This is a genomic window from Anaerococcus porci (assembly GCF_009696575.1).
Lineage (GTDB): Bacteria > Bacillota > Clostridia > Tissierellales > Peptoniphilaceae > Anaerococcus > Anaerococcus porci.
Map to the genome: position 1 here is coordinate 23,855 of NZ_VULQ01000012.1, position 24,830 is coordinate 48,684.

General features: G+C 29.1%; 22 protein-coding genes, 1 tRNA gene and 1 pseudogene. 3 read left to right on the forward strand and 21 right to left on the reverse strand.

All coding sequences use genetic code 11. From position 1 onward, the window contains the following. Window position 1: 1 nt before the first annotated feature. The 4 genes from dnaB to FYJ26_RS08770 are packed head-to-tail and all read right to left on the reverse strand — an operon-like array spanning window position 2 to window position 4,634. Window positions 2–1,327: a replicative DNA helicase gene (gene dnaB, locus FYJ26_RS08755; protein ID WP_154541601.1), complete on the reverse strand. Its 1,326-nt coding sequence runs from the start codon at window positions 1,325–1,327 to the stop codon at window positions 2–4. Then, entirely contained in the window at window positions 1,327–1,770 is a 444-nt protein-coding gene (rplI, locus tag FYJ26_RS08760; RefSeq protein WP_154541603.1) for a 50S ribosomal protein L9, read from the reverse strand. The genes dnaB and rplI overlap by 1 nt, the downstream gene beginning before the upstream one ends. Next, entirely contained in the window at window positions 1,751–3,757 is a 2,007-nt protein-coding gene (locus tag FYJ26_RS08765) for a DHH family phosphoesterase (protein WP_154541605.1), read from the reverse strand. The genes rplI and FYJ26_RS08765 overlap by 20 nt, the downstream gene beginning before the upstream one ends. Further along, window positions 3,747–4,634, reverse strand: a complete 888-nt coding sequence (locus tag FYJ26_RS08770) for a DUF2232 domain-containing protein (protein ID WP_154541607.1) — start codon at window positions 4,632–4,634, stop codon at window positions 3,747–3,749. The genes FYJ26_RS08765 and FYJ26_RS08770 overlap by 11 nt, the downstream gene beginning before the upstream one ends. A 597-nt stretch (window positions 4,635–5,231) precedes the next feature. Here FYJ26_RS08770 and FYJ26_RS08780 point away from each other — a divergent pair. Then, window positions 5,232–7,358: a metallophosphoesterase family protein gene (locus FYJ26_RS08780; RefSeq protein ID WP_229771239.1), complete on the forward strand. Its 2,127-nt coding sequence runs from the start codon at window positions 5,232–5,234 to the stop codon at window positions 7,356–7,358. Window positions 7,359–7,761: 403 nt separating this feature from the next. Here FYJ26_RS08780 and FYJ26_RS08785 read toward each other — a convergent pair whose 3' ends face one another. The 7 genes from FYJ26_RS08785 to FYJ26_RS08815 all read right to left on the reverse strand — a co-directional run bounded on the left by FYJ26_RS08785 (window position 7,762) and on the right by FYJ26_RS08815 (window position 15,188). Further along, entirely contained in the window at window positions 7,762–8,538 is a 777-nt protein-coding gene (locus FYJ26_RS08785) for an enoyl-CoA hydratase-related protein (protein WP_154541609.1), read from the reverse strand. A gap of 110 nt (window positions 8,539–8,648) precedes the next feature. Continuing rightward, the gene (locus FYJ26_RS08790; protein WP_154541611.1) at window positions 8,649–10,127 is read right to left on the reverse strand and encodes a DUF1846 domain-containing protein; all 1,479 of its coding nucleotides are present in this window, start codon (window positions 10,125–10,127) and stop codon (window positions 8,649–8,651) included. An 87-nt stretch (window positions 10,128–10,214) separates the two neighbouring features. Then, window positions 10,215–11,348 carry an FAD:protein FMN transferase gene (locus FYJ26_RS08795; RefSeq protein ID WP_154541613.1) on the reverse strand — a complete coding sequence of 378 codons (1,134 nt, stop codon included), beginning with the start codon at window positions 11,346–11,348 and terminating at the stop codon, window positions 10,215–10,217. A gap of 3 nt (window positions 11,349–11,351) precedes the next feature. After that, entirely contained in the window at window positions 11,352–11,828 is a 477-nt protein-coding gene (locus tag FYJ26_RS08800; protein WP_154541615.1) for an acyl carrier protein, read from the reverse strand. Between the two features lies 1 nt (window position 11,829). Then, entirely contained in the window at window positions 11,830–13,626 is a 1,797-nt protein-coding gene (gene glgB / locus FYJ26_RS08805; RefSeq protein WP_154541617.1) for a 1,4-alpha-glucan branching protein GlgB, read from the reverse strand. Window position 13,627: 1 nt separating this feature from the next. After that, complete coding sequence (gene udk / locus FYJ26_RS08810) at window positions 13,628–14,242, reverse strand: uridine kinase (RefSeq protein WP_154541619.1); 615 nt, start codon at window positions 14,240–14,242, stop codon at window positions 13,628–13,630. A gap of 1 nt (window position 14,243) precedes the next feature. Continuing rightward, entirely contained in the window at window positions 14,244–15,188 is a 945-nt protein-coding gene (locus FYJ26_RS08815) for an NAD(P)-dependent oxidoreductase (RefSeq protein ID WP_154541621.1), read from the reverse strand. Window positions 15,189–15,269: 81 nt separating this feature from the next. Here FYJ26_RS08815 and FYJ26_RS08820 point away from each other — a divergent pair, with 81 nt between their 5' ends. Beyond that, window positions 15,270–15,668 carry a VOC family protein gene (locus tag FYJ26_RS08820; RefSeq protein WP_154541623.1) on the forward strand — a complete coding sequence of 133 codons (399 nt, stop codon included), beginning with the start codon at window positions 15,270–15,272 and terminating at the stop codon, window positions 15,666–15,668. A 6-nt stretch (window positions 15,669–15,674) separates the two neighbouring features. Here the strand turns inward: FYJ26_RS08820 and FYJ26_RS08825 are convergent, their stop codons facing one another. The 5 genes from FYJ26_RS08825 to FYJ26_RS08845 all read right to left on the reverse strand — a co-directional run bounded on the left by FYJ26_RS08825 (window position 15,675) and on the right by FYJ26_RS08845 (window position 19,081). After that, window positions 15,675–16,139 (reverse strand): nucleoside deaminase, encoded by a 465-nt coding sequence (locus FYJ26_RS08825; RefSeq protein ID WP_154541625.1) that lies wholly within the window; start codon window positions 16,137–16,139, stop codon window positions 15,675–15,677. Between the two features lie 92 nt (window positions 16,140–16,231). Continuing rightward, window positions 16,232–16,308, reverse strand: a tRNA-Arg gene (locus FYJ26_RS08830). 45 nt (window positions 16,309–16,353) lie between these two features. Further along, window positions 16,354–17,580 (reverse strand): D-alanyl-D-alanine carboxypeptidase family protein, encoded by a 1,227-nt coding sequence (locus FYJ26_RS08835; protein WP_154541627.1) that lies wholly within the window; start codon window positions 17,578–17,580, stop codon window positions 16,354–16,356. 8 nt (window positions 17,581–17,588) lie between these two features. Further along, window positions 17,589–18,422 carry an aminoglycoside 6-adenylyltransferase gene (locus tag FYJ26_RS08840; RefSeq protein ID WP_154541629.1) on the reverse strand — a complete coding sequence of 278 codons (834 nt, stop codon included), beginning with the start codon at window positions 18,420–18,422 and terminating at the stop codon, window positions 17,589–17,591. A 74-nt stretch (window positions 18,423–18,496) separates the two neighbouring features. After that, complete coding sequence (locus tag FYJ26_RS08845; protein WP_154541631.1) at window positions 18,497–19,081, reverse strand: NUDIX hydrolase; 585 nt, start codon at window positions 19,079–19,081, stop codon at window positions 18,497–18,499. Window positions 19,082–19,198: 117 nt separating this feature from the next. Between FYJ26_RS08845 and mscL the strand changes: the two genes are divergently transcribed. Then, the gene (mscL, locus tag FYJ26_RS08850; RefSeq protein WP_154541633.1) at window positions 19,199–19,612 is read left to right on the forward strand and encodes a large conductance mechanosensitive channel protein MscL; all 414 of its coding nucleotides are present in this window, start codon (window positions 19,199–19,201) and stop codon (window positions 19,610–19,612) included. Window positions 19,613–19,670: 58 nt separating this feature from the next. Here mscL and topA read toward each other — a convergent pair whose 3' ends face one another. The 5 genes and pseudogenes from topA to ylqF all read right to left on the reverse strand — a co-directional run bounded on the left by topA (window position 19,671) and on the right by ylqF (window position 24,620). Then, a complete protein-coding gene (gene topA / locus FYJ26_RS08855) occupies window positions 19,671–21,728 on the reverse strand; it encodes a type I DNA topoisomerase (protein ID WP_154541635.1) in 2,058 nt (685 codons plus the stop codon). Beyond that, window positions 21,729–22,807, reverse strand: a pseudogene (gene dprA / locus FYJ26_RS11460) (DNA-processing protein DprA). Window position 22,808: 1 nt separating this feature from the next. Next, window positions 22,809–23,168, reverse strand: coding sequence for a YraN family protein (locus FYJ26_RS08865; protein ID WP_154541637.1), 360 nt, complete (start codon window positions 23,166–23,168; stop codon window positions 22,809–22,811). After that, window positions 23,165–23,797: a ribonuclease HII gene (locus tag FYJ26_RS08870; RefSeq protein ID WP_154541639.1), complete on the reverse strand. Its 633-nt coding sequence runs from the start codon at window positions 23,795–23,797 to the stop codon at window positions 23,165–23,167. Before FYJ26_RS08870 ends, FYJ26_RS08865 begins: the two co-directional genes overlap by 4 nt. Next, window positions 23,784–24,620: a ribosome biogenesis GTPase YlqF gene (gene ylqF, locus FYJ26_RS08875; RefSeq protein ID WP_154541641.1), complete on the reverse strand. Its 837-nt coding sequence runs from the start codon at window positions 24,618–24,620 to the stop codon at window positions 23,784–23,786. The genes FYJ26_RS08870 and ylqF overlap by 14 nt, the downstream gene beginning before the upstream one ends. Window positions 24,621–24,830: the final 210 nt, after the last annotated feature.

Genomic DNA, 24,830 nt, shown 5'->3' on the forward strand with positions numbered 1-24,830 from the left:
ATTACTCTTCTTTTAAGCTAAGGTCTGTAAAGGTTGTACATTTCTTATGGAAGAATAGTTCCATAATACCTGTTGGACCATTTCTATGTTTGGCAAGTATTACTTTTGCAACATTCGGATTGTCTTCCTCGTCATAGTAATCTTCCCTATATAAAAGCATTACAACATCGGCATCTTGCTCTATTGCCCCTGATTCACGAAGATCTGATAAGATTGGCTTATGGTCACTTCTTTTATCAGCCTCACGGGATAACTGTGCAAGAGAAAGAATTGGGCAATTTATTTCTTTTGATAAAGACTTAAGCCCCCTAGAAATATTTGCAATCTCTTGTTGTCTATTGTCAAATCTTCCTTCCCCTGTCATAAGCTGTAAATAATCTATGACTACAAGATCAAGGCCTGATTCAGCCTTTAGTCTTTTACACTTACTCCTTAATTCCGATAAAGTAATTCCCGCCGTTTCATCAACATAAAGATCTTTTTCTTTTATACTTGTTATAGCTTCAACTATGGCAATCCACTCATCTGCTTCAAGTTGACCATTTATTATATTTTCAAGCTCAATCATAGAAACCATTGAGATAAGCCTTTGATTAAGCTGATATGTAGACATCTCAAGCGAAAAAAACGCTACTGATTTTCCAACTTTTGCTGCATTCCAAGCCATAGTAAGTCCTAAGGCGGTTTTTCCCATAGCTGGCCTTGCTGCAAGAAGAATTAATTGAGAGTTTTGAAGACCTGAAAGTTTATCATCAACTGTTGAAAGACCTGTTGTAACCCCTGTTATCTTTCCATCATTTAAACTTAAAAGCTCAAGTTGTCTTATGGTATCATCCATGGTATCGGAGACTCTAATGAGACCCTTATCAAGATTATTCTGGCTTATTTCAAATATCCTTGACTCAGCTTTCTCTATTACATCTTTAGCTTCTTTTTTCTCACTATAGGATTCTCCTACTATCTCTTCACATGTTGTAATAAGAGCCCTAAGTAAGGCCTTTTCTTTGACATTTTCAGCATATTGGTCAATATTTGGAGTATAAAATGAGGAGAGTGTTATCTCTGCAATGAACTCCTCTCCCCCTACTTCTTCCAAAATGTTTTCTGATTTTAATTTTGATATAAGACTTACTTCATCTATTTTTATGTCCTTTTGATACATAGAAATCAAAGTCTTATAAATTCTTTGACATCTTGAATCATAAAACTCATATGGCTTTATTAATTCTATAGCCTGGTCTATGGTTTCATTTTTTGTTAATATACATCCAATTATAGCCATTTCTGAACGAATGTCACTAGGCATTTGCCTAAGACTTTCTTCCATTATTCTGCCTCAACTATAACTTTTAAACTTGCACTTATTTGTTGGTATAACTTGATATCTACTGTATATTCTCCCAAAGAATCAATCTTATCAGTCTTATCTATTTTCTTTTTGTCAACTTCAATATTCTTTTTATTTAAAGCTTCCATTATATCCTTGCTGGTAATAGAACCGAATAATTTTCCTTCTTCTCCAGCTCTAACCTTAATAGTGATTTCAGTATTTTCAATTTTTTCTTTATTTTCCTTAGCCTTAGCTATATTTTCATCTTCTTGCTTTTTAATCTCTGCTTGATGTTCTCTAAGCTTAGCTAAATTTTCCTTATTAGCTTCGATTCCAAGATTGTTTGGAAGGATATAGTTTCTAAAGTATCCTTGCTTTACATTTACAACTTCACCCTTTTTCCCAATTTTCTTAACATCTTCAGTTAAAATTATCTTCATCTTCTGTCATCTCCTCTTCTAAGTATTCATTAATTGCTTTCCTAAGCATAAGCTCTGCTTCATCTATATCCATATCTAGTTGGGTTGCGGCTGCTGTTAAATGACCACCTCCACCGATTCTTTCAAGAATAAGTTGGACAGATATATCACCTAGACTTCTACCAGATATGTGAATTCTATCATTTGATCTTGTTAAAACAAAACTTGCCTTAACTCCTTTTATATTTAACAAATCATCTGCTGCCTGGCTTGCTATTAAGGTTGAGCCATCCATTTCTCTATTAAAATGTCCTATAGCTATGAAGTCATTTACAACAGAGGAGTCAGCTATAACCTCAGACTTATATTTTACTATTTCAAAGTCATCTTTAAACATTCTTTTTATAATAATTGAATCTGCCCCCCATCTTTTTAAGATTGATGCAGCTTCAAACGTCCTTACACCAGTTTGATAAACAAAATTCTTAGTATCTACGGTTATACCTGCAAGAAGGGCCTCTGCAACCGGAACTCTTGCCTTAAAGGATTCATCAAAGTAATTTAAAATCTCTGTTACAAGCTCACTTGCACTTGATGCATAAGGCTCTATATACGAAATCGTTGCATTTCTTATATAATTATTCCCTCTCCTATGATGATCTATTACTACAATTTGGTCAGTCCTATCAAGAAGTGATGGAGCTTCAGTTGAATTTTTCCTGTGATTATCTGTAACAATTACAAGGGATGCTTGATCCATTAATTCAAGTGCCCTAACTTCTGTTATTACATTCTCCCTAAATCCGTCTAAACTATCAACTGTCCTATTATATATATTTTCTATGGGTTTATTAACTTCATTAAGTAAGAAATAACAATCTTTTCCAGTACTTTTTACTATTTCATAAACTCCAAGAGCTGAGCCAAAGGAGTCCATATCCGGATTGTTATGACCCATAACAAAAACCTTTGAAGAAGACTCAATAAGTCTTTTTAGAGCTTGAGATATCACCCTTGATCTAACTTTTGAAGTTTTCTCAGTTGCTTTTGATTTTCCTCCAAAATATTCATAATTATCTCCCTCTTTAATAACAACTTGGTCTCCGCCACGAGATAGGGCAATGTCTATTGATATTCTTGAATCTTCATATACATCTAATGGTTTTTTCCCCGCAAGGCCTACCCCTATTGATAAAGTAGGTTGAATAGTATTTCCCCTATCCACTTCTCTTACAAGGTCAAGAATCTTAAACTTTGACTCATAGATTTTTTTATAATCATCAAAGTGTAGCATTACTATATATCTATCATTTTCATACTTTCTAACCATAGCCCCATACTCTTCAAAGTAGTTCATTATAATCCTATCAATCTCACCTGTAAGAGAGGATCTATCACTTGCCTTAGTAGATTGCCTTAAATCATCATAATTGTCTATATACATGGACAATACAACAAGTCTTCTATCTTTAAATATCTTTTTTATATTTTCATCACTTGTATTATCTATTCCATATACAAAGGTAAGATCTTTATCAAACTTATCCCTTTTTATGGTTGAATAATAAAATTCATAAGTTTTATCATATATTTTTACAGTAATAGGCTTTGATGATTCTCTATCAAAATCTACCTCGCTAAAATCGCTTATAAAATTATTTACACTTTTGCCTATTAAATGTTTGGCTTCAAATATATCTTTAAAATTTGAATTATGCCATTTTATCATTTTACCATCTTCAAGTATAACAATTGGAAAGGGCATTTGAAATACAACATTTTTTGTTATTTCATCAAAGGAATAATCCATCTCATCTATATATTCTTGAAAAAAATCTCTCTTATCCTCATCTAGTTTTTTTATATAAAAATATAAGACTATAGAAAGTATCAATCCAATAGTTGCAAATATTTTTTCATAAAAAAATAATACTATAGATACTAAAATAGGTAAGATAAGTAAAAATATATAATTTTCTTTAGTAAAAAACTTAAGTTTATCTTTCATATTGCCTCACTTTTTCTCTTATATTAAATACTACATCAATTGCTCCAATTACAGCAAAAACATCTGATAAAATTGCAAATACAAAGAATATCAAAACCCAATTTATAAATCTAGTAAGCTTTGATTTTTTTGCTGAAAAATAATCTAATAACAATAGACCATTTATCTGTAACAGACTCATTGTAACTGATAAAGCATTTAATTTAATAATTTCAAAGTCTAAACCTAGAAAATATGCAAAGGTGGAAATTAATAAAAATATTATAAATAATATAATAATATCCTTAATTTCCAACCTAAATCTATTTATACTTATTAAATCCCTAATCTTATCATCCCTGTAATTAAGGTAATTTCTTATAAGTTTTAGACAAATAAAATTATAAATAAGATTTAATATTACACACATTGCAGGAATTGTTCTAAGAGCGTTTACTATAAATATTTCATCAAGTTCAACTCCCTCACTTTCAAAAGCTTTTGACAACTCGCCTACGATTATTTTAAAGTCTATGTAACCTTTACTATAAATATACCCAAGTAAAGTCAATATAAATATTGATGTAAGTGACGTCAATATAAAAAGGCTAGTTTTATCTTCTATATCTCTTCTTATTAAAAAAATAATAAGTAATGAAAAGATAAGACTTGGAGATAAAACTATAAGTGTAAGGCTTAAATCCAGAATAGATGAAAATAAACCTGTTAAAAACAAGTATATAAAAGTTTCTTTCTTATCATACATTCCTAATTTTATAGTCATAAGTATGGGAATACTTAAAGAAAAAACCAGTAAATATTGTGATAAAAATAAAACAATCGAACTTATTATAGCAAATAACAAGGCATCATTTTTCTTATTTGATTTTTCTATCATAAAAATCCTTTCTTAATTTTTTATAGGACGTTTATTAAATAGATTATACAATTTTTCACAAAAAAAGCTAACCTTTTTAAGGCTAGCTTTCTTAAAAATTTATTATATCATTATAATAGATATGGATCATCTTCTGGATCTATAAACTTTGTAGGATCATAATCTGTTTTTATCTCTTTCCAATCTTTTTCACTTAAGTTCCTAGATGGTTTATTTAATTCTGGATGATCATTGTTTGCCTTAAAATTTCTTTCTTCACTGTCTCTTTTTGGAAGATTTAAGTCTACATCATTTATATCAATTTCTAAAGCTTTTGCAAGCCTTTTTCCATAGTCTTAATCAGCTTGATAGTATAAATCAATCCACCTATGTTTAATTTGATATGTTGAATTCCCAATAGCCCTTGCAGTATTTCACATATTGATCTTCAGTCATAGCATTGTATAAAAGACCTGGTTGAGTGAAGTAATCTGAGTCATCAAAATTAACCGCTATAAAAAATAAACGTTTATAAAATTCAACTCATAATCTTAGAATTTATAAATCAAGACTCTTATGGTATATTGATATAAAGAAAGTGTACAAGGAAGTGTAATTTTGAATAAAGATAAAAATAAGATAAGCTTTACCATTATTTCTGATACCCATATTTTATCTAGAGAATTAATGGCAGATAATAAAGAATTTAATATGGCTGTAAAATATGATAGGAAATTTTTAGTAGAGGGGCAAGGACTTTTAAAAGAGGCCTTAAAACTTGCAAGCACAAATGAAAGTAAATATCTTCTAATACCAGGAGATTTGACAAAAGATGGTGAATTAAAATCTCACCTTGAAGTATCCTCTATCCTTAAAAAATGGAAAGATGAAGATAAGGATAGGCGAATCTTTCTAATTCCTGGAAATCACGATATAAATAACTACCAAGCATATAATTATAGAAAACTTGAAAATACTAAAACTATTGAACCTAAAGATTTTTTCGATATATATGATTTTACTTATAAAAACAATATTATAAGTTTTTATAAGGATAGTTATCATTTTAAGAAATATCTAGATATACTTAATAAAAAATATGCAAGAGATGATAGGGATAAATACTACTGCCAGGGTTATCTTTCTTTTGCAGCAAGACTTGATGATAAGCTGTCAAATAAAAATTCTATATCTCTAATATTTTTAGATTCTTCAATTTATTCACTAGACTATGAACAAAATCATAAAGATAGAAAAAATAATGTAGTTGGAGCTCTTGATAAAAATCTTATGAAATGGGCCGTAGATGAGATTGAAAAAGCTAAAAAAAGAAAGGATATGATTTTTGTCCTAGCTCACCATGCCTTAATTCCAAACTTCAGAAATCAAAGATTGGTACTTGGACCTTTTATCATTAAAAATTGGAATAAAAAATATGAAGATTCCGATAAGCGTATAAATAATAAACTACCCATAGAAGTTTTGGCTGATATGAAAGTTAAATTTGTCTTTACAGGTCACCTCCATGAAAATGGAACTGCCAAATATAAGTCAAAATGTGGAAATGAAATATTTAATATCCAAACAGGCTCTACTGTAACTTATCCCCTCCCTATAAGACAAATTAACGCTTATGATGATATAGAAGATTTTAAGGGTTTTTCACTTGATATGAAAACTCAGCTTATAAAATCATTTGAATTTACTGACTTAAAGGGTGAAGATAAGAAAATAAGTAATTCCATAAAATATGCCCTAGAAAATCAATTAAGTCTAAAGGATGTATTATTTAACTATGTCCATTCAATGGCTAAAAACCCATTGATTTCAAATATGGATATAAAAGAACTAATCTTAAATAATTTAAGTAGAACGCTAAAAATACATCTTTCAAATAAACTTTATCTTGAAGAAATTTTTGATAAATACATGGATAAATTTCCATTTCACATTGATAAGTTTGGTGATGTATCTTATATTAAACTTAAAGATGAATCATTTATAAAAATAGATGCTTATAGATCTCATGCCTATATAAAAACGAGTGATTTAGAAGAGTGCATAGAAATATTGGTAAAGCAGTTCGAAGATAAGATTATGACCACAGACAATATCATTTATTATTATGATAAGCTTATGAAAAAGGTACTTTCTATGCCTATAGGCAAAAATCATGACCAAACTCTTTATGATTTTTCGAACTATATTTATCAATACAAAAACTTAAATGAAAAAAGCACTCCATCTTATGTAGTAGAATTTATGGCAAAACTTAACAACCCGGATTTTTCTATAACTGATACAGTTATTGATTATTGTGAAAGTGAAATAAATGAAATCTTTGAATTTTTAACTAAAAATATTTCATTTGAAAAAAATGGATCTAAAGATGAATTTTTCGATACTCTTCTTACTAGTAGGGGACTTTTTTTCCAAGGTATAATAACTTATATAAAAAGAAAATCAAATAATCTTCATCAGCTTTTAACCTTTATTGCTAAGTTTATCTTGAAAAAAAGAGCAGTTAAGGGAGTTGATATAGCTAAATTTATTGTATCATATAAAAAAGTTACTGATATAAAAGAAAATATGGGAAGGAAAATTCTTGGAAGGGCAAATCTTCGTTCTTATATAATCGATCTTGTTAAGTCAATAAATAGTGAAGTCATTGAAACCTATGAAAATGAAGACTTAAATGAAAGAGATCATTACTTTGCCTATGTAGAATATGATGATAAAAAATAAGAACTTCTTATTAATGATATGTACTCTCTTTACTAGAAAAACAAGTAAAGAAAGTACACATCACTAATTGCAACAGACCGATTTTCAAATCATATGTAAACTTAATAATAATTATTAAATTGTTACCATTAAAATTATATTCCCATATTTCATCTTAAAGTATAGATAACTATATATTTAAATCGTAATCACATTTTACCTTTTTAAATTATTCATTATCATTTTATTTAATAATTTCATCATTAAATTTACTATATATTGCCCCATTTATATGGAATTTTTCATAAAAATTGTCATTTTGACTTAGAGCCCATTAATTTTTATTTATAAGAAATTAAAATAATTCTTAATTTAAAAAAATGACTACTGCAGAATCTGCAATAGTCATTTTTCATTAATTTTTTTAAAAGTCTTTTAAATCTGCTTTTCTTTTTTCTAAGAATGCTGTCATCCCTTCTTTTTTATCATGAGTATCAAATGTTGATGCAAAAGTATTTGCTTCAAGTTGGATACCTGTATGAAGATCTGATTCTAGTCCAAGATTTATGGCTTGTTTTGCTAAAGTTACTGCATAACTTGCTTGAGCTTTTATCTTTTCAGCCATTTGTGTACAATAATCAATTAACTCTTCTTTTTCAACTACATGATTTACAAGACCAATTCTATAAGCTTCATCAGCTTTGATTGAGTCTGTTGTAAATATTAATTCTTTAGCAATTCCCTTTCCCACTAATCTAGGAAGCCTCTGTGTTCCACCAAATCCTGGTATTATTCCAAGACCTACTTCAGGTTGACCGAATCTTGCATTCTTGCTTGCTATTCTTATATCACAAGCCATAGAAATTTCACATCCACCACCTAAGGCAAATCCATTTACAGCAGCTATAGTAACTTGTGGCATTTCTTCAAGCATATTAAATGTTTCATAAGCGAGTAAACTCATATCTCTTGCTTGTTGAGAATTAGAGTTAACCATTTCAGAGATATCAGCACCAGCTACAAAAGATTTTTCTCCACCACCTGTAAGAATCAAAACTTTAACATCTTTTCTACTTCTAATGTCATTAAAAGTTTCATTTAATTCTTTTAAAGTTTCAGTATTAAGAGCATTAAGAGCTTTTGGTCTGTCGATAGTAACATAAGCAATTTCATTTTCAACATTTAGCTTAATATTATTCATTGTAAATCTCCTTTAAATTTATATAACGATTTCTAACTATATTTTATATGATATACTATTGTTTAATTTTTGTCAAGCAACTTAAAATTAAAACACCCATAGGGTGCTTTTTATAAATTTATATAATCTTGTGACAAAACCGGTTCTTGAGTTAGGTTAAAGTGCATTTTAAGAAGAGTTTTCTTATCACTTTCATCTAAAATATTTGTTGAATGTACATCTAAATTTTTAAGGTAAGCTAATTTTTCCATAGCAAGGTGAGTCACAGGATTAGTTGTAGCAGATATGGATAAAGCTATTAAAACATCATTTACTGACAATGACTCATCCTTTTCTTTTAAAATATCTTCTTTAAGCTTTAACACTGGTTCAAGTATATGCGGTGATATAAGTGGTATGTCATCATTTATACCAGCAACTTTTTTTAAAGCATTTAAAATACAGGCTGCAGGTGCAGACATAAGAGTTGATTTTTTGCCAGTAACTATCTCTCCATCACTAAGTTGAATAGCGAAACTTTCTACATGACTTTGTTTTTGCTTTTCACGTGCTCTTACAGCTACTTTTCTATCACTTGCTTCAAGATTAAGTCCACTCATTAAAAATTCTATTTTTTCTACTGGTTTAAAGTCTATTTTTGCAAGTTTATAGTCAACTAAAGCATTATAATATCTTCGTATAATCTCATCCTTGCTGGCCTTTATAGTTTTATCTTCATCTTCTATACAAAAACCAACCATGTTTACCCCCATATCTGTAGGTGACTTATAAGGGCAAGATCCTGATATTCTTTCAAACATTTGCTTTAATATTGGAAAGGCTTCTACATCTCTATTATAATTTACTGTAGTTTTTCCATAAGCCTCTAGGTGGTAAGGATCTATCATATTCACATCATTAAGATCAGCTGTAGCAGACTCATAAGCAATATTTACAGGGTGTTTTAGTGGGAGATTCCATACTGGAAATGTTTCAAACTTAGCATATCCTGCATTTATTCCTCTTTCATTTTCAAGATACATCTGAGAAAGACAAGTAGCAAGTTTTCCACTTCCTGGACCTGGTCCTGTAACTACAACAAGGTCTCTTTGAGTTTCTATATAATCATTTTTTCCAAATCCTTCCTTGCTTATGATATTAGGAATGTTATTTGGATAACCTTCTATATCATATGTCTTATAATTTTTAATATTTAGACTATCTAGATACTTAGCATATTTAATAGCTTGTGGTTGATTATCAAATTGTGTTATAACTACAGAGTTTACAAAAAATCCCAAATTTTCAAAAGCAGACTTTAATCTTAAAACCTCACTATCATAACCTATATCAAGATCTGATCTAATTTTATTTGATTCGATATCATTTGCATTTATTACTATTACTATTTCAGTAATATCCTTAAGTTTCTTCAACATTTGAAGTTTGGAATCAGGTAGAAAACCTGGCAAAACTCTAGATGCATGCGCATCATCGAAAAGTTTACCACCAAATTCTAGATATAACTTGTCAAATTCTTTAATTCTTTCTTCAATTTTTTCTGATTGAATTTCTATATATTTATCATTATTAAAAGCTTTTTTTTCCATACCTACCTCCTATAATACAGATTACATTATACCATATAAAAAATGACTTTTTTATATAAAATAAAAAAAAGATACGATAAAACGTACCTAATTTTCATCACTAACATCAAATTTATCCCAACCAGCACTCTTATACACTTTATTATCTTTATCTATCCACATTGCCTCTGCCTTAAATTTTTCTAACAGTTTCTTACCTTCATCTAGATCTTTTATAAAAAGAGCTGTAGATAACGCATCTGCTTGGCCAATATCATCTAGGATAACTGAAACTGATTTAAAGTTTGTTGATGGATAGTTTGTCTTTGGATCTATAATATGATGGTATCTTTTGCCATCTACCTCATAAAACCTTTCATAATCTCCACTTGTAACAACTGAAGTATTTTTTACAGATACTATTGCAGCATAAGGATTTTTTTCAGATAAAGAAGGATCTTTTATAGCAATCTTAAAATTATCTACACCTTTTTTTGGATTATTTCCAATTATTGCCACATCTCCTCCAACTGATAAGAGACCACTTTTAAGTCCATTTTTAATCAAATCTCTTTTTATAAGTTCTGTTGCATAGCCCTTACCTATACCACCAATATCAATTTGAACATCAGGATCACTTATATATACTGTTTTTTCATTTTCATCAATTTCAATAGCATCTATATTTTTATGCTTACTTGCTTCATCTAATTCTTCATCTTTAGGAAGTCTTGCCTTATCCTTGTTATTTAGACCCTCTTCTCTGTAATCCGACCAAATCTGTAATACTCTTCCATAGGCTATATTAATATCACCATCAGTTTCTTTGTACCATTTCTTACCTTCTTTTATAAGATCTATTATGGATTGATCAACCTTTACCTTCTCTTTTCCAGCTTTTTCGTTTATGGTTGTGATATTATTTATATCTTTATATGAATCATAATTATTAAAAAGTTTATGGTATTTTGCCATTTCACTTTCTACTAATTCCTTATACTTATTATATTCATCTTCATTTTTACAGTAAGCTGTAAAAGATGTTATAGTATCAAAATAATCATATATACTTGTTTCATATTTTTGAAGCTCGGATGCACTTGTATCATCTTTGCTAGATTTTTTCTTATCCTCTATACCTAAACTTTCTTTTGATGCAGGTTCTACTTTCTTAACTTCTTTATTAGAACAAGCAGTTAAATTAAGTAAAAGTATAAGAGCTAATACGCTTTTTTTTATCATAAATTAAAATTTATCCCTATTATATATATTAATTGTATCCATATCCTTAACAACCTTAATATTCTCTTCATTAGCCCAATTCAATAAGATATCGCCAGCTATTTTTTCTCTAAAAGCCTGAAGTTTATTCTCAAGACCCAATTCATAAATAATATCTAAAAACTCTTCACCTTGAGCATATTCATTATAGTTTTCAAAGAACCTATCCTTAATGTGACTATCAAGCATATCTATAAAAGCTTCACGAGCAAGCTTCCCATTTACAGCCTCTTTTCCAGGCATACAGACAAACTCTTCCATATTCTGTTCTATATCAATATAAGATTCTTCTATATCTTCATTTGTGTCTACATCTTCCATAATTCTTACAAGATCAAGCGTTTTTAAATTTAACCAAATATTTTTAAGATATGGATTATCCCAAATTGTCCATTTTTCTACCAACCATGATAGATTGATAGCTTTATCATTTCTTGCCATCTTATTTTATTTCAAAAACTAGGGCTTCATATTCCCAAAGCTCAAGTTTAAGATTCTCCCCCTTGCTAATTTTTATATCATCTCTTTTTTCTTTATCATATCCAAAATCTTTGGATAAATTATTTAATCTTTCTATAAAAGTTAAGTCTTCATCAAATGAAACCTCATAAGATTTCTTATAGGTATTTGTCATATTCAATACCACAAGAAATCTCGAATCATTGGCTCTTCTTTCATAAACAAAGACTGAATTTTGATTATCGTCAACAACCTTCCACGAAAAACCATCCTCAACAAAGTCTTTTTCATAAAAGGCCTTATTTTTTAAATATAGGTTATTTAAAGACCTAATATATTTTTTGAAGTTATCATGGATTGGAAATTTCAATATATCCCAATTTAAAGACTCATTTTCGTCCCACTCATCAAAGGTTGCTAACTCATTTCCCATAAAGTTAAGTTTTTTCCCAGGATGAGTTATTTGATATGTGTATAAAAGCATAAGTTCTTTAAACCTATCAATATAAGATCCATTCATCTTTAAAATCATAGGTTTTTTTAAATGAACTACCTCATCATGGCTAAGTGGAAGTATAAAATTCTCCCTATAAAAATAGTACATAGAAAAATTAATCTTTCCTTGATGCTTAATCCTATTAATAGAATCAATTTCAAAGTACTTACAAGTGTCATTCATCCACCCTAAATCCCACTTATAGTCAAATCCAAGGCTATCATTACCATTCTTACTTGTAACAAATTCATAAGAAGATGAATCTTCTGCAATTTTCATTAAACTTGGATACCTTTTATCTAAATAGGAATTAAGTTCTTTTAAAAATCTAATATTAGCTTTATTTAAACCCCTATTTTTATTTCCATCATTATAAATCATATTAGATACTGCATCTATCCTTATTCCATCTAAGTGACACTTTTCTATCCAAAAATTTATAGCTGATTTCATAAAACTTCTAACATGGCCCTTTGAAAAATCAAAGTTTAAAGATCCCCACTGTGAGTATTGTAAATCTTTATAATCAGGTTCGTAAAGGCTATCTCCATCAAAGTATTTCAAAGCATAAAAATCTTCAGCAAAATGAACTACGACAAAATCTAATATTACTCCTATATCATTTTTATGGCAAAGATTTATAAATTTTTGTAAATCATTGATAGAGCCATACCTTGAAGTAAATGCGAAAAAGCCTGAAACTTGATAGCCCCAAGAAGGATAATAAGGATGTTCTGTAAGAGGCATAAGCTCAATATGGCTATACCCCATTTTCTTTATATAAAAAATCAATTTATCTGCTATATCAAGTATATTTAAATTTTTTCCATATTTTAGCCAAGAACCTATATGAATTTCATATATATTTAAGGGTTTATCAAAATTTTTATTTCTCTTTTTAAGCCATTTATCATCTGTAAATTCAAATGACGTATCTACAATTTTTGATGCAAATTGAGGAGCTTGGTCAAGGTAGTTTGCATAAGGGTCAAATTTTTCAAATCTAAATCCATTATTTTCCAAAAGATACTTATAAAAATCTCCCTCTTTTGCCTTTATATATTTAAAGAAATATCCAAATTCTTCATCTTTGTACATTTCAATATCTTCCCAATTTGAAAAATCACCTCTTATAAAGGCCCTATTTGCATTAGGTGCATATAATCTAAATATATAACCATCTTCATACTTTGTTGCTCCAAAAATATCAAAAGCCGTAAAGTTATCTCCACTTATATAGGATTTTAGATTTTCATAATCAACATCCAAAATTTTAACATCCATATTATTCCTTTAATAAATCTTCTATATGTTTTATCAGTATTTCAATACCCCTAGTATTTTTTGCTCCTCTAGGAATTATGATATCTGCATATTTTTTTGTAGGCTCTACATATTTTTCATGCATAGGCTTAACTTGCTTAATATATTGAGTTAGTACTGAATCAAGCGACCTTGATCTTTCCTTTGTATCTCTTAATATTCTTCTTTGAAGCCTAACATCGCTATCAGCATCTACAAATACCATAGTATCAGTAATATCCCTTATCATTTTATCATATAAAACTAAAATTCCTTCAATAAGGATAATCTTTTTAGGTGATACATGGACAGTTTTATCGCTTCTAGTATGGATATTATAATCATAGATAGGCATATCAATTTCCTTACCACTTTTGAGTCTTTTTAAATCCCTAATAAACATTTCATTGTCAAAGGCATTAGGCTCATCATAGTTTAATTTTTCCCTTTTTTCAAAAGGAATATCATTATGGGCTTTATAATAATTATCATGACCCATAACAAATAAATCATCAGCAAAGTAATTTTTAATATAATCTACAATAGTGCTTTTTCCACTTGCAGATCCCCCTGCTATAGCAATAATCTTACTTTCCATCTTAATTTACTCTATTTGATATTTCCCCATTCAAGAACTTATATAAGTTGTCAAATACTATATCACATCTTATATTCATAGCCTCTTGGGTAAAAAATGCTATATGATTAGTCAAAACTGCGTTCTTAGCATTTCTTAATGGGTAATTCTTATCTATTGGAGGTTCCATATCAAATACATCAATTCCTGCCCTAAGCTTATCTTCATTCAATAACTTAGCAAGATAGTTATTATCTACTATTGGCCCTCTTGCACAATTTATTAAAATAGACTTATCCTTCATCAAATCTAATTCTTTTTGTCCAATAAATCCAATTGTTTCATCATTTTGTGGAAGATGAATTGTAACAATATCAGATTCTTTTAACAACTCTTCTAGACTTACGTACTTAGCTCCTAATTTCTTAGCCTTATCTTTTTCACTTCTATTATAGGCTAAGATTTCTGCACCAAATGCCTTTAATAATTCTATTACCCTAAGTCCTATCTTACCTGTACCAACTACTCCAACCTTTTTCCCTTTAATTACTTGTCCTAAAAGATTATTATTTTCATCTTCATACATATTTTTCTTATTTAGGTCAAACTTTCTCATAACTGAAATAATAAGTCCAATTACAAGCTCAGCTACTGAATCATCGGAATACCCACTTGCATTTTCAACTATAATATTATTTTCATCACAAGCCTTAAGATCAACATGATCAACACCTGTAAAGGCAACATCTATCAATTTAAGATTGGTGTTTTCTATTACATTTCTGGAAAATTTATTATTAGTAATCATAGCAACTTCACTATTTTCAAGTCTTTTTATAATCTCATCATCACCTTTAGCACTTTCTTTGAAATATTCAAATTCGTGTCCTAATTCTTCTAGCTTTTTTTTGTGAGCCTTAATTTTTTTATCATCTACAACTAACGGATCTATTAAAGATATTTTCATAATTACTCCTTTTATATTTACTTAATAATCTTGATTATATTATACCAATATGATAAATTTAATTAAAGAAAGGATTTAATAATGGCAGTAGGAATTTCATTTAAAGAGGGAAAATGCTTGGAAGCAATAGAATATTATTGTGATATATTTGGTATAGATTTCCCGAAAAAAATAATAAGATACTCAGACTTCGAGTGCTATAACTTCCCTAAAGATGTAAGAAATAGGATTTATAATTCAAAGCTTGAGATATATGGTAATAATGTTTATTTATTTGATACTACAGATGATAAACATTGGGTAAATGGTAACAATGGAAGGGTTGTTATAGAAACAAATAGCGAAAATTTATATAAGGCCTTTCAAAAATTAAAAGAAGAATCTATAATTTTAATGGAACCCCAAAAAATTAATAAGAAATTATTCACAACTCTTATTGATAAATATAATGTTCATTGGCAAATAATTGCAGATACATAAGTCGACTTAGTTCGGCTTTTTTCTTTTTCTTAAATTTTCAAAAAAATCTTTCAACAATTTATGACTTTCATCTTTCATTAAACCAAATTCTGCATCAAGGTAGTGTAACTGAGTCCTATCTCCAGTTATGTTGGTATTTGACCCACAAGCTCCTCTTTTTACATCAGCAAGAGCAATTACTAGTCTTTTTATCCTCGAATTTATTATAGCACCTGCACACATAGAACAAGGTTCCATTGTTACATACATTGTACAATCTGATAGCCTAAAATCTCCTACAACTTTTGTAGCCTTGTCTATGGCAATAATTTCAGCATGTTTTAAGGCGGATTTTCCCTTAAAGGTATAGTTATGACCCCTTCCTATAATTTTTCCACCTCTTTCAATAACACATCCTATAGGAACTTCATCTTCAAGTTTTGCAAGTTTAGCTTCATTTATGGCTTCTTTCATGTAAAATCTATCGTCCATAATTTCTCCTTAAATTTTTTAGTTTATTATTATATATTTTATTTAAGATAAGAAAAAGGAAAGACTGTAAATCAATCTTTCCCTTATAATTTTGGCGTCCTGGAGAGGATTCGAACCTCCGACACCCGCCTTAGGAGGGCGGTGCTCTATCCAGCTGAGCTACCAAGACTTACTTTATAAGTATAACATAAAGATAGAAAAAGTAAAACTTTTTCTATCTAGCTATTATACATTTGACTAAAAAATCACAAGCATCAGATATAGTTCTTTTAAATCTCGTAAAGTCACTTGCTCTTTCTTGTTCTTTATTGCTAACTAGGTCAATTTCATAATTCTTATCATTATATGAAATATTGGCCTTACCAAAGACTTCTCCTTTTTTTATAGGAGCCTTAATATTTTTATTTATGTCATATTTTACACTAGGCATAGTATTATCTTTTACAATAAAACTTAAATCTTCACTTGGATAAAGCTCTACATAACCTTCTTTTACTGAGTTTACCCTTACGGACTTTAAAGGATGATTTGTATCAGCTATTTTTTTGAAGTTAAAAACTCTTGATACATAATATATTAAATCAGTCATAGCCATATCCCTGACCTCTTTATCACTAGCACCCATAACTATGCCTATTGCCCTATAATTATTTTTATTATTAAGCTTTGACATATCTATAGTTGTAGTTAGACAACTCTTTGCCTCTTCAGTTGTTCCAGTCTTTAGTCCATCTACACCATCAATCTCTCCTATAAGCGGAATAGTAGATTTCTCGTTGATTCCTCTTTTTGAGTCATTTATCTCTCTAATTTTAGAATATTCTAATATATCTGGATACTTATCAAGAATAATTCTTACAAGCTCAAATAAATCTTTGGCAGATGAGGAATTTTGCTTATTATCTTCTGTATTAAGGCCAGAAGCATTATAAAATTCTTGACTAGTAAGACCTAATTCTTTTGCTTTTTCATTCATATTTTGCGCGAATTTATCTTCACTTCCAGAAATACTTGTTGCCAAAAGATTTGCACAGTCATTACCACTTACTACAATTAAACCTGTAATGAGTTCTTTTACAGTATATTCTTCCCCTTCTTTTATTCCAAGCTTTGAATATCCTGGCCCTGTAAGTTCTTCAGCCTCTTTTGTTCCCTTTATTTTTGTGTCAAGACTTAGCTTGCCTTGATCAATTTGATCTCTTACCAAAAGAAAAGTCATAAGCTTTGACATAGATGCTATAGGATATTTAGTCTCTGCATCTTTTTGATAGAATATATCTCCATTTTCTTCATTTCCTATTATATAGGCTCTTACATTTTCATCTACCCCTACAATATTATCTCCAGCTTGTCTTTCACTATCATCAGCAAAAGAAACAAGTGGAGAGATTATAAAGATTAAACTTAAGAAAAATATAAGTGTTTTCTTCCCTCTTTTCATCTATACTCCTACGCTAAAAGACTCTCCATCTTTTTGTAATTTTTTCTAAGTAGCTTAAGGCTATACACATCATCTCTTTTTGGATAGGTAAAATTATTTTTCTTAGCAAATTCCATTCCAATTTTCCTAAATATCTGACAAGATTTAAATATTGCTGTATAAGTATCTATAATATCAGAATTCGAAAAAATTTCTACGAGATCATCTCTGATATCTGCTTCAAGAGTATGGATAAGATTATTACCATAAAGACCTATATCCATTCCTCCATTGTACTTATCTATTATGTACCAATTTAATAGTTTATATAGCTCATCTCTTAAAGCTTGCATTTTAAAACTTGCACTTATCTTATCCCTTGATAAAAGTGAGAAAGAAGTATCTAAAGACATAGAGAAGAAATTCTTACTACACTCTTCAAATTCATATGCCTTAGGCATCTTATATAAATTTTCTTCTCTTTCTAACTCACTTTCTATTCCATCTTCATCGTATATAAAATTTAAATCACCCTTAAGACTTTTTATAAAATCAACTTTTAAGTCATTATGAATGATATTTACAGTAATTTTTGTGGAATCCAAGGTAAATATTTCGAATTTTGTAAATTGCTGATCTCTTTTCTCTATCCTGAAATAACCTTTTTTCTTATTAATTAAAACAAAATCATCAAATATTATTTCTAAGTCTTCTTTCATCTTAGAAATAATAATCTCTTTCATAAGAAGATAAACTTCTGAAAAATGCTCATCATTATTGTCTTCTTTTATATAAAATAAAGCTTTGACTTTATCATTAGACTTAGAATAATCTTCTAATTTTTCTATAATATAATTTTTCATATCCCTATCTTTCTTTTACAAAGTCTTTCTTACATATCATAATTTTACCACAAAAAGCTAATCTCATATAATAATTATCGCTTTTGATAGATTTTAATAAAATCTTTAAGTAATTTGGCAGTTAATCCCCATATAACTGGCTTGGTGTCATAAAAGTACATAGTATGAAAATAATTATGAAAATTATAATCTTTTCCATTTGGTATCTTGTCAAAAGGAAAATCTTTAGGAAAATTCATATCAAGCTTTGCCGTATATTTTTTAGGTGGATTATTAATAAAATAATTAATATCTACTGTAAAAAGTGAAGATACTTCTTGATTATAGCTTATATTTTCAAATTCTCTACAAATTTTACCATAAAATGCCTTTATATGTCTATTTGAAGAAGATAAAATCATAGATGAATATCCCATAAGTTCTATGTCTTTTTCATTTAAGTTAAGCTCCTCCATAGTCTCTCTTATGGCTGCCATCTCAAAGCTTTCTCCATACTCAAGTCCTCCACCGGGAAAGGATACTTCTCCAGGTTGCTTTACTATATTTGATCTTATCTCAAAAAGTATATGATCTTTGCCATTTATTTCAACTAAGGGAATAAAAACTGCATAATTTGAAATTTTCTTATAAAATTCATCATCAACTTGTATACTTTTCATTTAAAAAAACCTTTCTATTGTTTAATTATACTATACTACATCTTTATATTTTAAAAAAAATAAAATCATCAAATAAATTGGGTATATTAATAAAAATTATTAATATGAGGAGTTTTTATGTGGAAAGAATTTAAAGATTTTATTTCAAAAGGTAACGTAATTGACATGGCTATAGGTCTTGTTATGGGGTCTGCTTTCACAGCAATAGTAAATGCTATTGTAGAGGGTATACTTATGCCTATTATTTCAGGACTAACAGCAGGTGTTGACTATAAAGACTTAGTTTTTGATATATTTGGTGCAAAACTACAAGTAGGTAATGTTATTAATGCAATTATAACATTTTTAATTATTTCATTATTCCTATTTATGATAGTAAAAACTTTAGCTAAGGCTAAAAGAAAAGAAGAAGTTAAAGAAGAAGCTACTACAAAAATTTGTCCTCACTGCAAAAGTGAAATCAACATTGAAGCTACAAGATGTCCTCACTGCACATCTAAGCTTGAAGGTTTTTCAGAAGAAATCAAATAATTTATTTAAAAAAGTGATGTTGTAGGATAAAAGATTTTATCCTGCTCATCACTCTTTATTATCTTATCTTTTCTTTTACATAATCACATGAGTTACATTTTATCTCATCAGTTGACCTATTTTTCTTGTGAACTAACAAGTCTCCACACTCAGGACACCTATCTCCTGTTGGCGTATCCCATGTAGCATAATCACAAGATGGAAAATTTGAGCAACCATAAAATCTTTTGCCTTTTTTGGATACTTTCTCTATAAGCTCTCCATCATTACACTTAGGGCATTTTACACCTGTGGTTTTTATAATTGACTTTGTAAAATTACAATCAGGAAAGTTTGTACAACCTATAAATTTACCATTTCTACCATGCTTAATTGCTAAAGGAGAACCGCATTTAGGACATTTTTCATCAAGAATTTTATCTTTTACTTTATAGTCATTTGTATCTTTTGATACAGCATTTAAGTCTTTTTCGAACCCTTCATAAAATCCTTTAAGTACATCTTTCCAATAAACTTCATCTTGAGCTATCCTATCAAGCTCATTTTCCATCTTTGCTGTAAATTCTACATTTATTACATCATTAAAGTTTTCTTGTAAAAAGTCATTTACCCTTATGCCTAGTTTAGTAGGTAGTATTTTTCTGTCTTCAAACTCAACATAATTTCTTGAAATAATTGAAGCTATGGTTGATGAGTAGGTAGAAGGGCGACCTATTCCATATTCTTCTAATACCTTTACTAAAGATGCTTCTGTATAGTTTGCAGGTGGCTTTGTGAAGTGTTGATTTTTTGTGATACTTGTTGCCTTTATTACATCACCTTTTTCTAAATCTGGTAAGAAATTTTCATTTTCCTTAGACGAAGATACCTTCATAAAACCATCAAATAAGGTAATCTTTCCACTAGCCTTAAATACTATTCCATTTGAATCAAGCGATATAGATGTAGATAAGTATTCATAGTCTGTCATTTGGGATTGGACTACCCTAGTCCAAATCATCTTATATAGCTTGTATTGTTGGTCTGTAAGGTAATCTTTTACCGAAATAGGGTCATTGTATATAGATGTTGGTCTAATCGCCTCATGGGCATCTTGAGTCTGTTTTGACTTCTTGGAATAATTTCTTCCATTTGAAGCATACTTACTTCCATATTTTTCCTTAATATATGATAAACTTTCTCCAATAATCTCACTAGAAAGTCTTGTAGCATCAGTTCTCATATAAGTAATAAGTCCTACTCTACCTTTATCTCCAAGGTCAATTCCTTCAAATAGTTGTTGGGCAAGGCTCATTGTGTATTTGGTGGAAAAACCCAGTTTATTTGAAGCATCTTGTTGCAAAGTTGAAGTAGTGTATGGTTTTTGAGCCTTTCTTTTTTTCTTTGTTTTAGATATATCAACTACTTCAAACTTATCCTTATCTATTTTATTAAGAATTTTATCAGCTCCATTTTCATTGGATATTTTTATCTTTTTAGATTTTGTTCCATAAAATTCTGATTCAAATTCTATCTTTTCTTCTTTGTGCTTAGCGCTTATTGTCCAATATTCTTCTGGCTTAAAAGCATCAATTTCCTTTTGCCTATCTACTATAAGTTTTAGTGCTACTGATTGAACACGACCTGCTGAAAGTCCAGATTTAACTCTTTTCCAAAGAATAGGAGATATTTCATAACCTACAATCCTATCCATCACCCTTCTAGCTTGTTGACTATCAACAAGATTTTGATCAATTTTTCTTGGATTTTTGATAGCATTTTTTACATTATTTTTAGTTATTTCATGAAACTCAACCCTATTTTTTTCATTTTTATCAAGACCCAATAGATATTGTAAATGCCAGCTAATAGCCTCACCTTCCCTATCAGGGTCTGTTGCAAGATATACATTTTGAGCATTATCCGCTTCTTTTTTGAGCTCATTTATAGTCTTCGCCTTTCCCCTAACCTTTATATATTTAGGTTCAAAATCATCTTCAATATCAACTCCAAGCTTAGATTTTGGCAAATCTCTAAGATGCCCATAGGTTGCCTTAACCTTATAGTTTGAGCCCAGCATCTTAGTTATAGACTTAGCCTTAGTTGGAGACTCTACAATTACTAAATTTTTAGCCATTTAATCACCCTTACTTACGTATTCATTATTTCCTATATTTTCTATATAATCTTTTAACTCTAAAGAAATGAGTATATAACTTACATCTTCAATTGGAAGTGATAAATTAATTGAAATATCATCCGCACTTGAAGATGGATTATCGATTATATACTTTACTACATCTACACTATCTTTATCAAGTAAATCTAGGTTTAAAATAGTTTTTTTTGTCTTTAAATTTTTAAAATCTTCAATCTCATCTATTATATCACTTGCATCCATAACAAGTTTTGAGCCTTCTTGAATTAGCTTATTACAGCCTTTTGAATATATAGAATTTATATTTCCAGGAAGACAAAATACATCTCTTCCTTGTTCTAGGGCAAAGTTTGTTGTAATCATAGTTCCTGATTTTTCTTTTGCCTCTATCACACAAACTCCTCTACTTATGCCTGAAATAATTCTATTCCTTCTAGGAAAATTATAAGATATTGGTTCTGTTCCTAAGGGAAATTCTGATATAATAAGTCCTTCATTTTCCATTTTATCATAAAGAAATTTATTTCTTTTAGGATAATTTTATCTATTCCACAACCTAAAACACCAATTGTTTTTATACCATTATCAAGGCTTACCTTATGACTTATAGCATCGATTCCATAAGCAAGACCTGAAACTGTTCTTATATTAGTATCTTTAAAACCTTCCACAATCTTCTTAGTTGCCCATTTACCATAGTCGGTGCACTTTCTAGCTCCAATAAAGGCTATAGCATATTTATCATCTTCTTCTATTTCACCCTTATAGAATAATAAGGCTGGTTTATCATATATATTTTTTAAATTTTCCGGATAATCTTTATCATAAATTGTGGAAACTTTATAAGAACCTTTTATAATTTTTTCCTTATAATATTTGAAAGATTCAAGGTTTTTCGGACTAAAAATTTTGTCATAATTTTTCTTACTCAGCTTATTAAAAATTTTCCTATCAAGGTCAAAAAAATTTTCCATATCAAGATTTTCACAAAAATCAAGTATTAAACTATTTTGCAAGTATATAAAATTTAAATAAATTAATAATTCTCTCTTTTTCATGTCAATCACCAAAGGCGTTTTTTATATAGTGGATAATTCTTTCTTCAAGATAGACTTCACAGACATCAAATGATATTAAAAAAGAATCTAATTTTTTTTCAATTATATAAGCCTGAGCTGCCTTTTTTATCCTTTCTTGTTTAAAATATCCTACATCAAGGCTTGCCCTTTTAAATTTATCATTTTTTCTTGTCTTAACTTCAACAAAAGATAAAATATCATCTTTTACAGCAATTATATCAATTTCTCCAAAAGATTTAAGATAATTTTTATCAAGAATAGTATAGCCATTTTTTTCCAAATACTTAGATGTCAAATCTTCTCCAAAGTTTCCTATTGACCTTTTTTTAGTTTGTGTCATAAAAAAGAAAGCTGCCTTTCCTTAAATTTCCTTAGAAAAGTTTTTCTGTGAATTGGACATTCTCCATATTTTTCTAAGCCTTCATAGTGCTTTTTAGTACCATAACCAGCATTAGTTTCAAAAGAATAGTAAGGGTAAATTTTTGCGAAATTTTCCATTATCTTATCCCTTCTTAACTTAGCAAGTATTGAGGCACAAGATATGCTATATTCATATAAATCACCTTTTACTATATTAAGTTGCTTTATATCAGTTTCTATTCTTTCAGCATCAATTAGTACAATTTCAGGTCTTATTTCAAGTTTTTCCAAGGCATCTTTCATAGCAATCTTTGTAGCATTCTTTATATTTTCCTTATCTATAAGTATATTATTGGCATAGCCAAAGGCATATGCCACTGATTCACCTATAATTTTTGGAGATAAATCTTTCATTTTCTTTTTAGACAATTTCTTAGAATCAGTAACTCCATTAATATGGGAGTCCTTTTTCATAATGATTGCACAAGTTACAACCGGCCCTGCTAAAGGTCCCCTTCCTACCTCATCTATACCTGCTATAAGATCATATTTTTCGTGAATTTCCTTTCTTATATTATCATTAAATTCAGAATAATTAAGCTTTTTCAATGGTAATCCTTCCTAATTTTCCACTTCTAAAATCATTGAATATAAGATTTGCACATCTTGTGTAATCTACTTCTCCCTTTCTTATAATGGCTCCTCTTTTAATTGCTATTTCATCATATATATCAATAGGCATCTTACTCGAATCTATTTTATACCTTTCTTCTAGGTTTTCTGGGTATGATTCTTTCATAAATTCTATAAATTTAAGGCAAAGCTCCTCTATATTTAAGATCTCATCTTTTATGGCATTAGTAAAAGATAGGGCAAGTCCCGTTTCATTATCAAACTTTGGCCATAAAACACCCGGAGTGTCCAATAAAAGTATATTGGAGTTTGTCTTTATCCATTGTTTTTGTTGGGTAACTCCAGGTCTATTTCCAACCCTAGTTCCCTTCCTTTTAGCAATGTTATTTATAAAAGTAGATTTTCCTGAGTTTGGAATACCTACTACCATCATCCTTATATTTTCATTTTCTATTTGTTTTTCTTCATTTTTCTTAAATTTATCTTTCAAAATATTTTTGGCAACTTTATAAATTTTTCCTGTATTTATAGGCTCTTTGGCATTGATTTTTAAAGCGTTCAATCCTTCATCTTCAAACTTTTTTACCCACATCTCATTTTCTTTTGGGTCTGAAAGGTCTGTTTTATTCATTATAATAATTGTCTCTTTATCCTTAACAATTTCAGAAATAAGCGGATTTCTTGATGATTTGGGAATCCTTGCATCTATAACCTCCAAAATTATATCTACTAATTTCAGAGATTTTTCTATCTCTTCCTTTGTTTTTTTCATATGGCCTGGATACCAATTTATATTCATAATTCCTCCTAGCTTTTTATATAAAAAATCTTAATTTTTATTTGTTAAGCATTTATAGATGTATAATTTTTAACAATAACTATTTATATTTTACCCTTTTAATTTATAGTCTAATTATCATTTTTATTATATAAATAATTTCACATATATTTATGCAATATTATCACGTTTATAATATATAAAGAAATGACCCAAAAGGGTCATCTTCAA

Bases quoted from the DNA above. Each gene is read 5' to 3' on its own strand.
- dnaB (WP_154541601.1), bottom strand. From the start codon at position 1,327: ATGGAAGAAAGTCTTAGGCAAATGCCTAGTGACATTCGTTCAGAAATG.
- FYJ26_RS08820 (WP_154541623.1), top strand. From the start codon at position 15,270: ATGGCAGTAGGAATTTCATTTAAAGAGGGAAAATGCTTGGAAGCAATA.
- FYJ26_RS08835 (WP_154541627.1), bottom strand. From the start codon at position 17,580: ATGAAAAGAGGGAAGAAAACACTTATATTTTTCTTAAGTTTAATCTTT.
- FYJ26_RS08825 (WP_154541625.1), bottom strand. From the start codon at position 16,139: ATGGACGATAGATTTTACATGAAAGAAGCCATAAATGAAGCTAAACTT.
- glgB (WP_154541617.1), bottom strand. From the start codon at position 13,626: ATGGATGTTAAAATTTTGGATGTTGATTATGAAAATCTAAAATCCTAT.
- FYJ26_RS08865 (WP_154541637.1), bottom strand. From the start codon at position 23,168: ATGACACAAACTAAAAAAAGGTCAATAGGAAACTTTGGAGAAGATTTG.
- FYJ26_RS08785 (WP_154541609.1), bottom strand. From the start codon at position 8,538: ATGAATAATATTAAGCTAAATGTTGAAAATGAAATTGCTTATGTTACT.
- ylqF (WP_154541641.1), bottom strand. From the start codon at position 24,620: ATGAATATAAATTGGTATCCAGGCCATATGAAAAAAACAAAGGAAGAG.
- FYJ26_RS08770 (WP_154541607.1), bottom strand. From the start codon at position 4,634: ATGATAGAAAAATCAAATAAGAAAAATGATGCCTTGTTATTTGCTATA.
- FYJ26_RS08795 (WP_154541613.1), bottom strand. From the start codon at position 11,348: ATGATAAAAAAAAGCGTATTAGCTCTTATACTTTTACTTAATTTAACT.
- FYJ26_RS08790 (WP_154541611.1), bottom strand. From the start codon at position 10,127: ATGGAAAAAAAAGCTTTTAATAATGATAAATATATAGAAATTCAATCA.
- FYJ26_RS08765 (WP_154541605.1), bottom strand. From the start codon at position 3,757: ATGAAAGATAAACTTAAGTTTTTTACTAAAGAAAATTATATATTTTTA.
- udk (WP_154541619.1), bottom strand. From the start codon at position 14,242: ATGGAAAGTAAGATTATTGCTATAGCAGGGGGATCTGCAAGTGGAAAA.
- topA (WP_154541635.1), bottom strand. From the start codon at position 21,728: ATGGCTAAAAATTTAGTAATTGTAGAGTCTCCAACTAAGGCTAAGTCT.
- FYJ26_RS08845 (WP_154541631.1), bottom strand. From the start codon at position 19,081: ATGAAAAGTATACAAGTTGATGATGAATTTTATAAGAAAATTTCAAAT.
- FYJ26_RS08815 (WP_154541621.1), bottom strand. From the start codon at position 15,188: ATGAAAATATCTTTAATAGATCCGTTAGTTGTAGATGATAAAAAAATT.
- mscL (WP_154541633.1), top strand. From the start codon at position 19,199: ATGTGGAAAGAATTTAAAGATTTTATTTCAAAAGGTAACGTAATTGAC.
- rplI (WP_154541603.1), bottom strand. From the start codon at position 1,770: ATGAAGATAATTTTAACTGAAGATGTTAAGAAAATTGGGAAAAAGGGT.
- FYJ26_RS08840 (WP_154541629.1), bottom strand. From the start codon at position 18,422: ATGAAAAATTATATTATAGAAAAATTAGAAGATTATTCTAAGTCTAAT.
- FYJ26_RS08800 (WP_154541615.1), bottom strand. From the start codon at position 11,828: ATGGCAAGAAATGATAAAGCTATCAATCTATCATGGTTGGTAGAAAAA.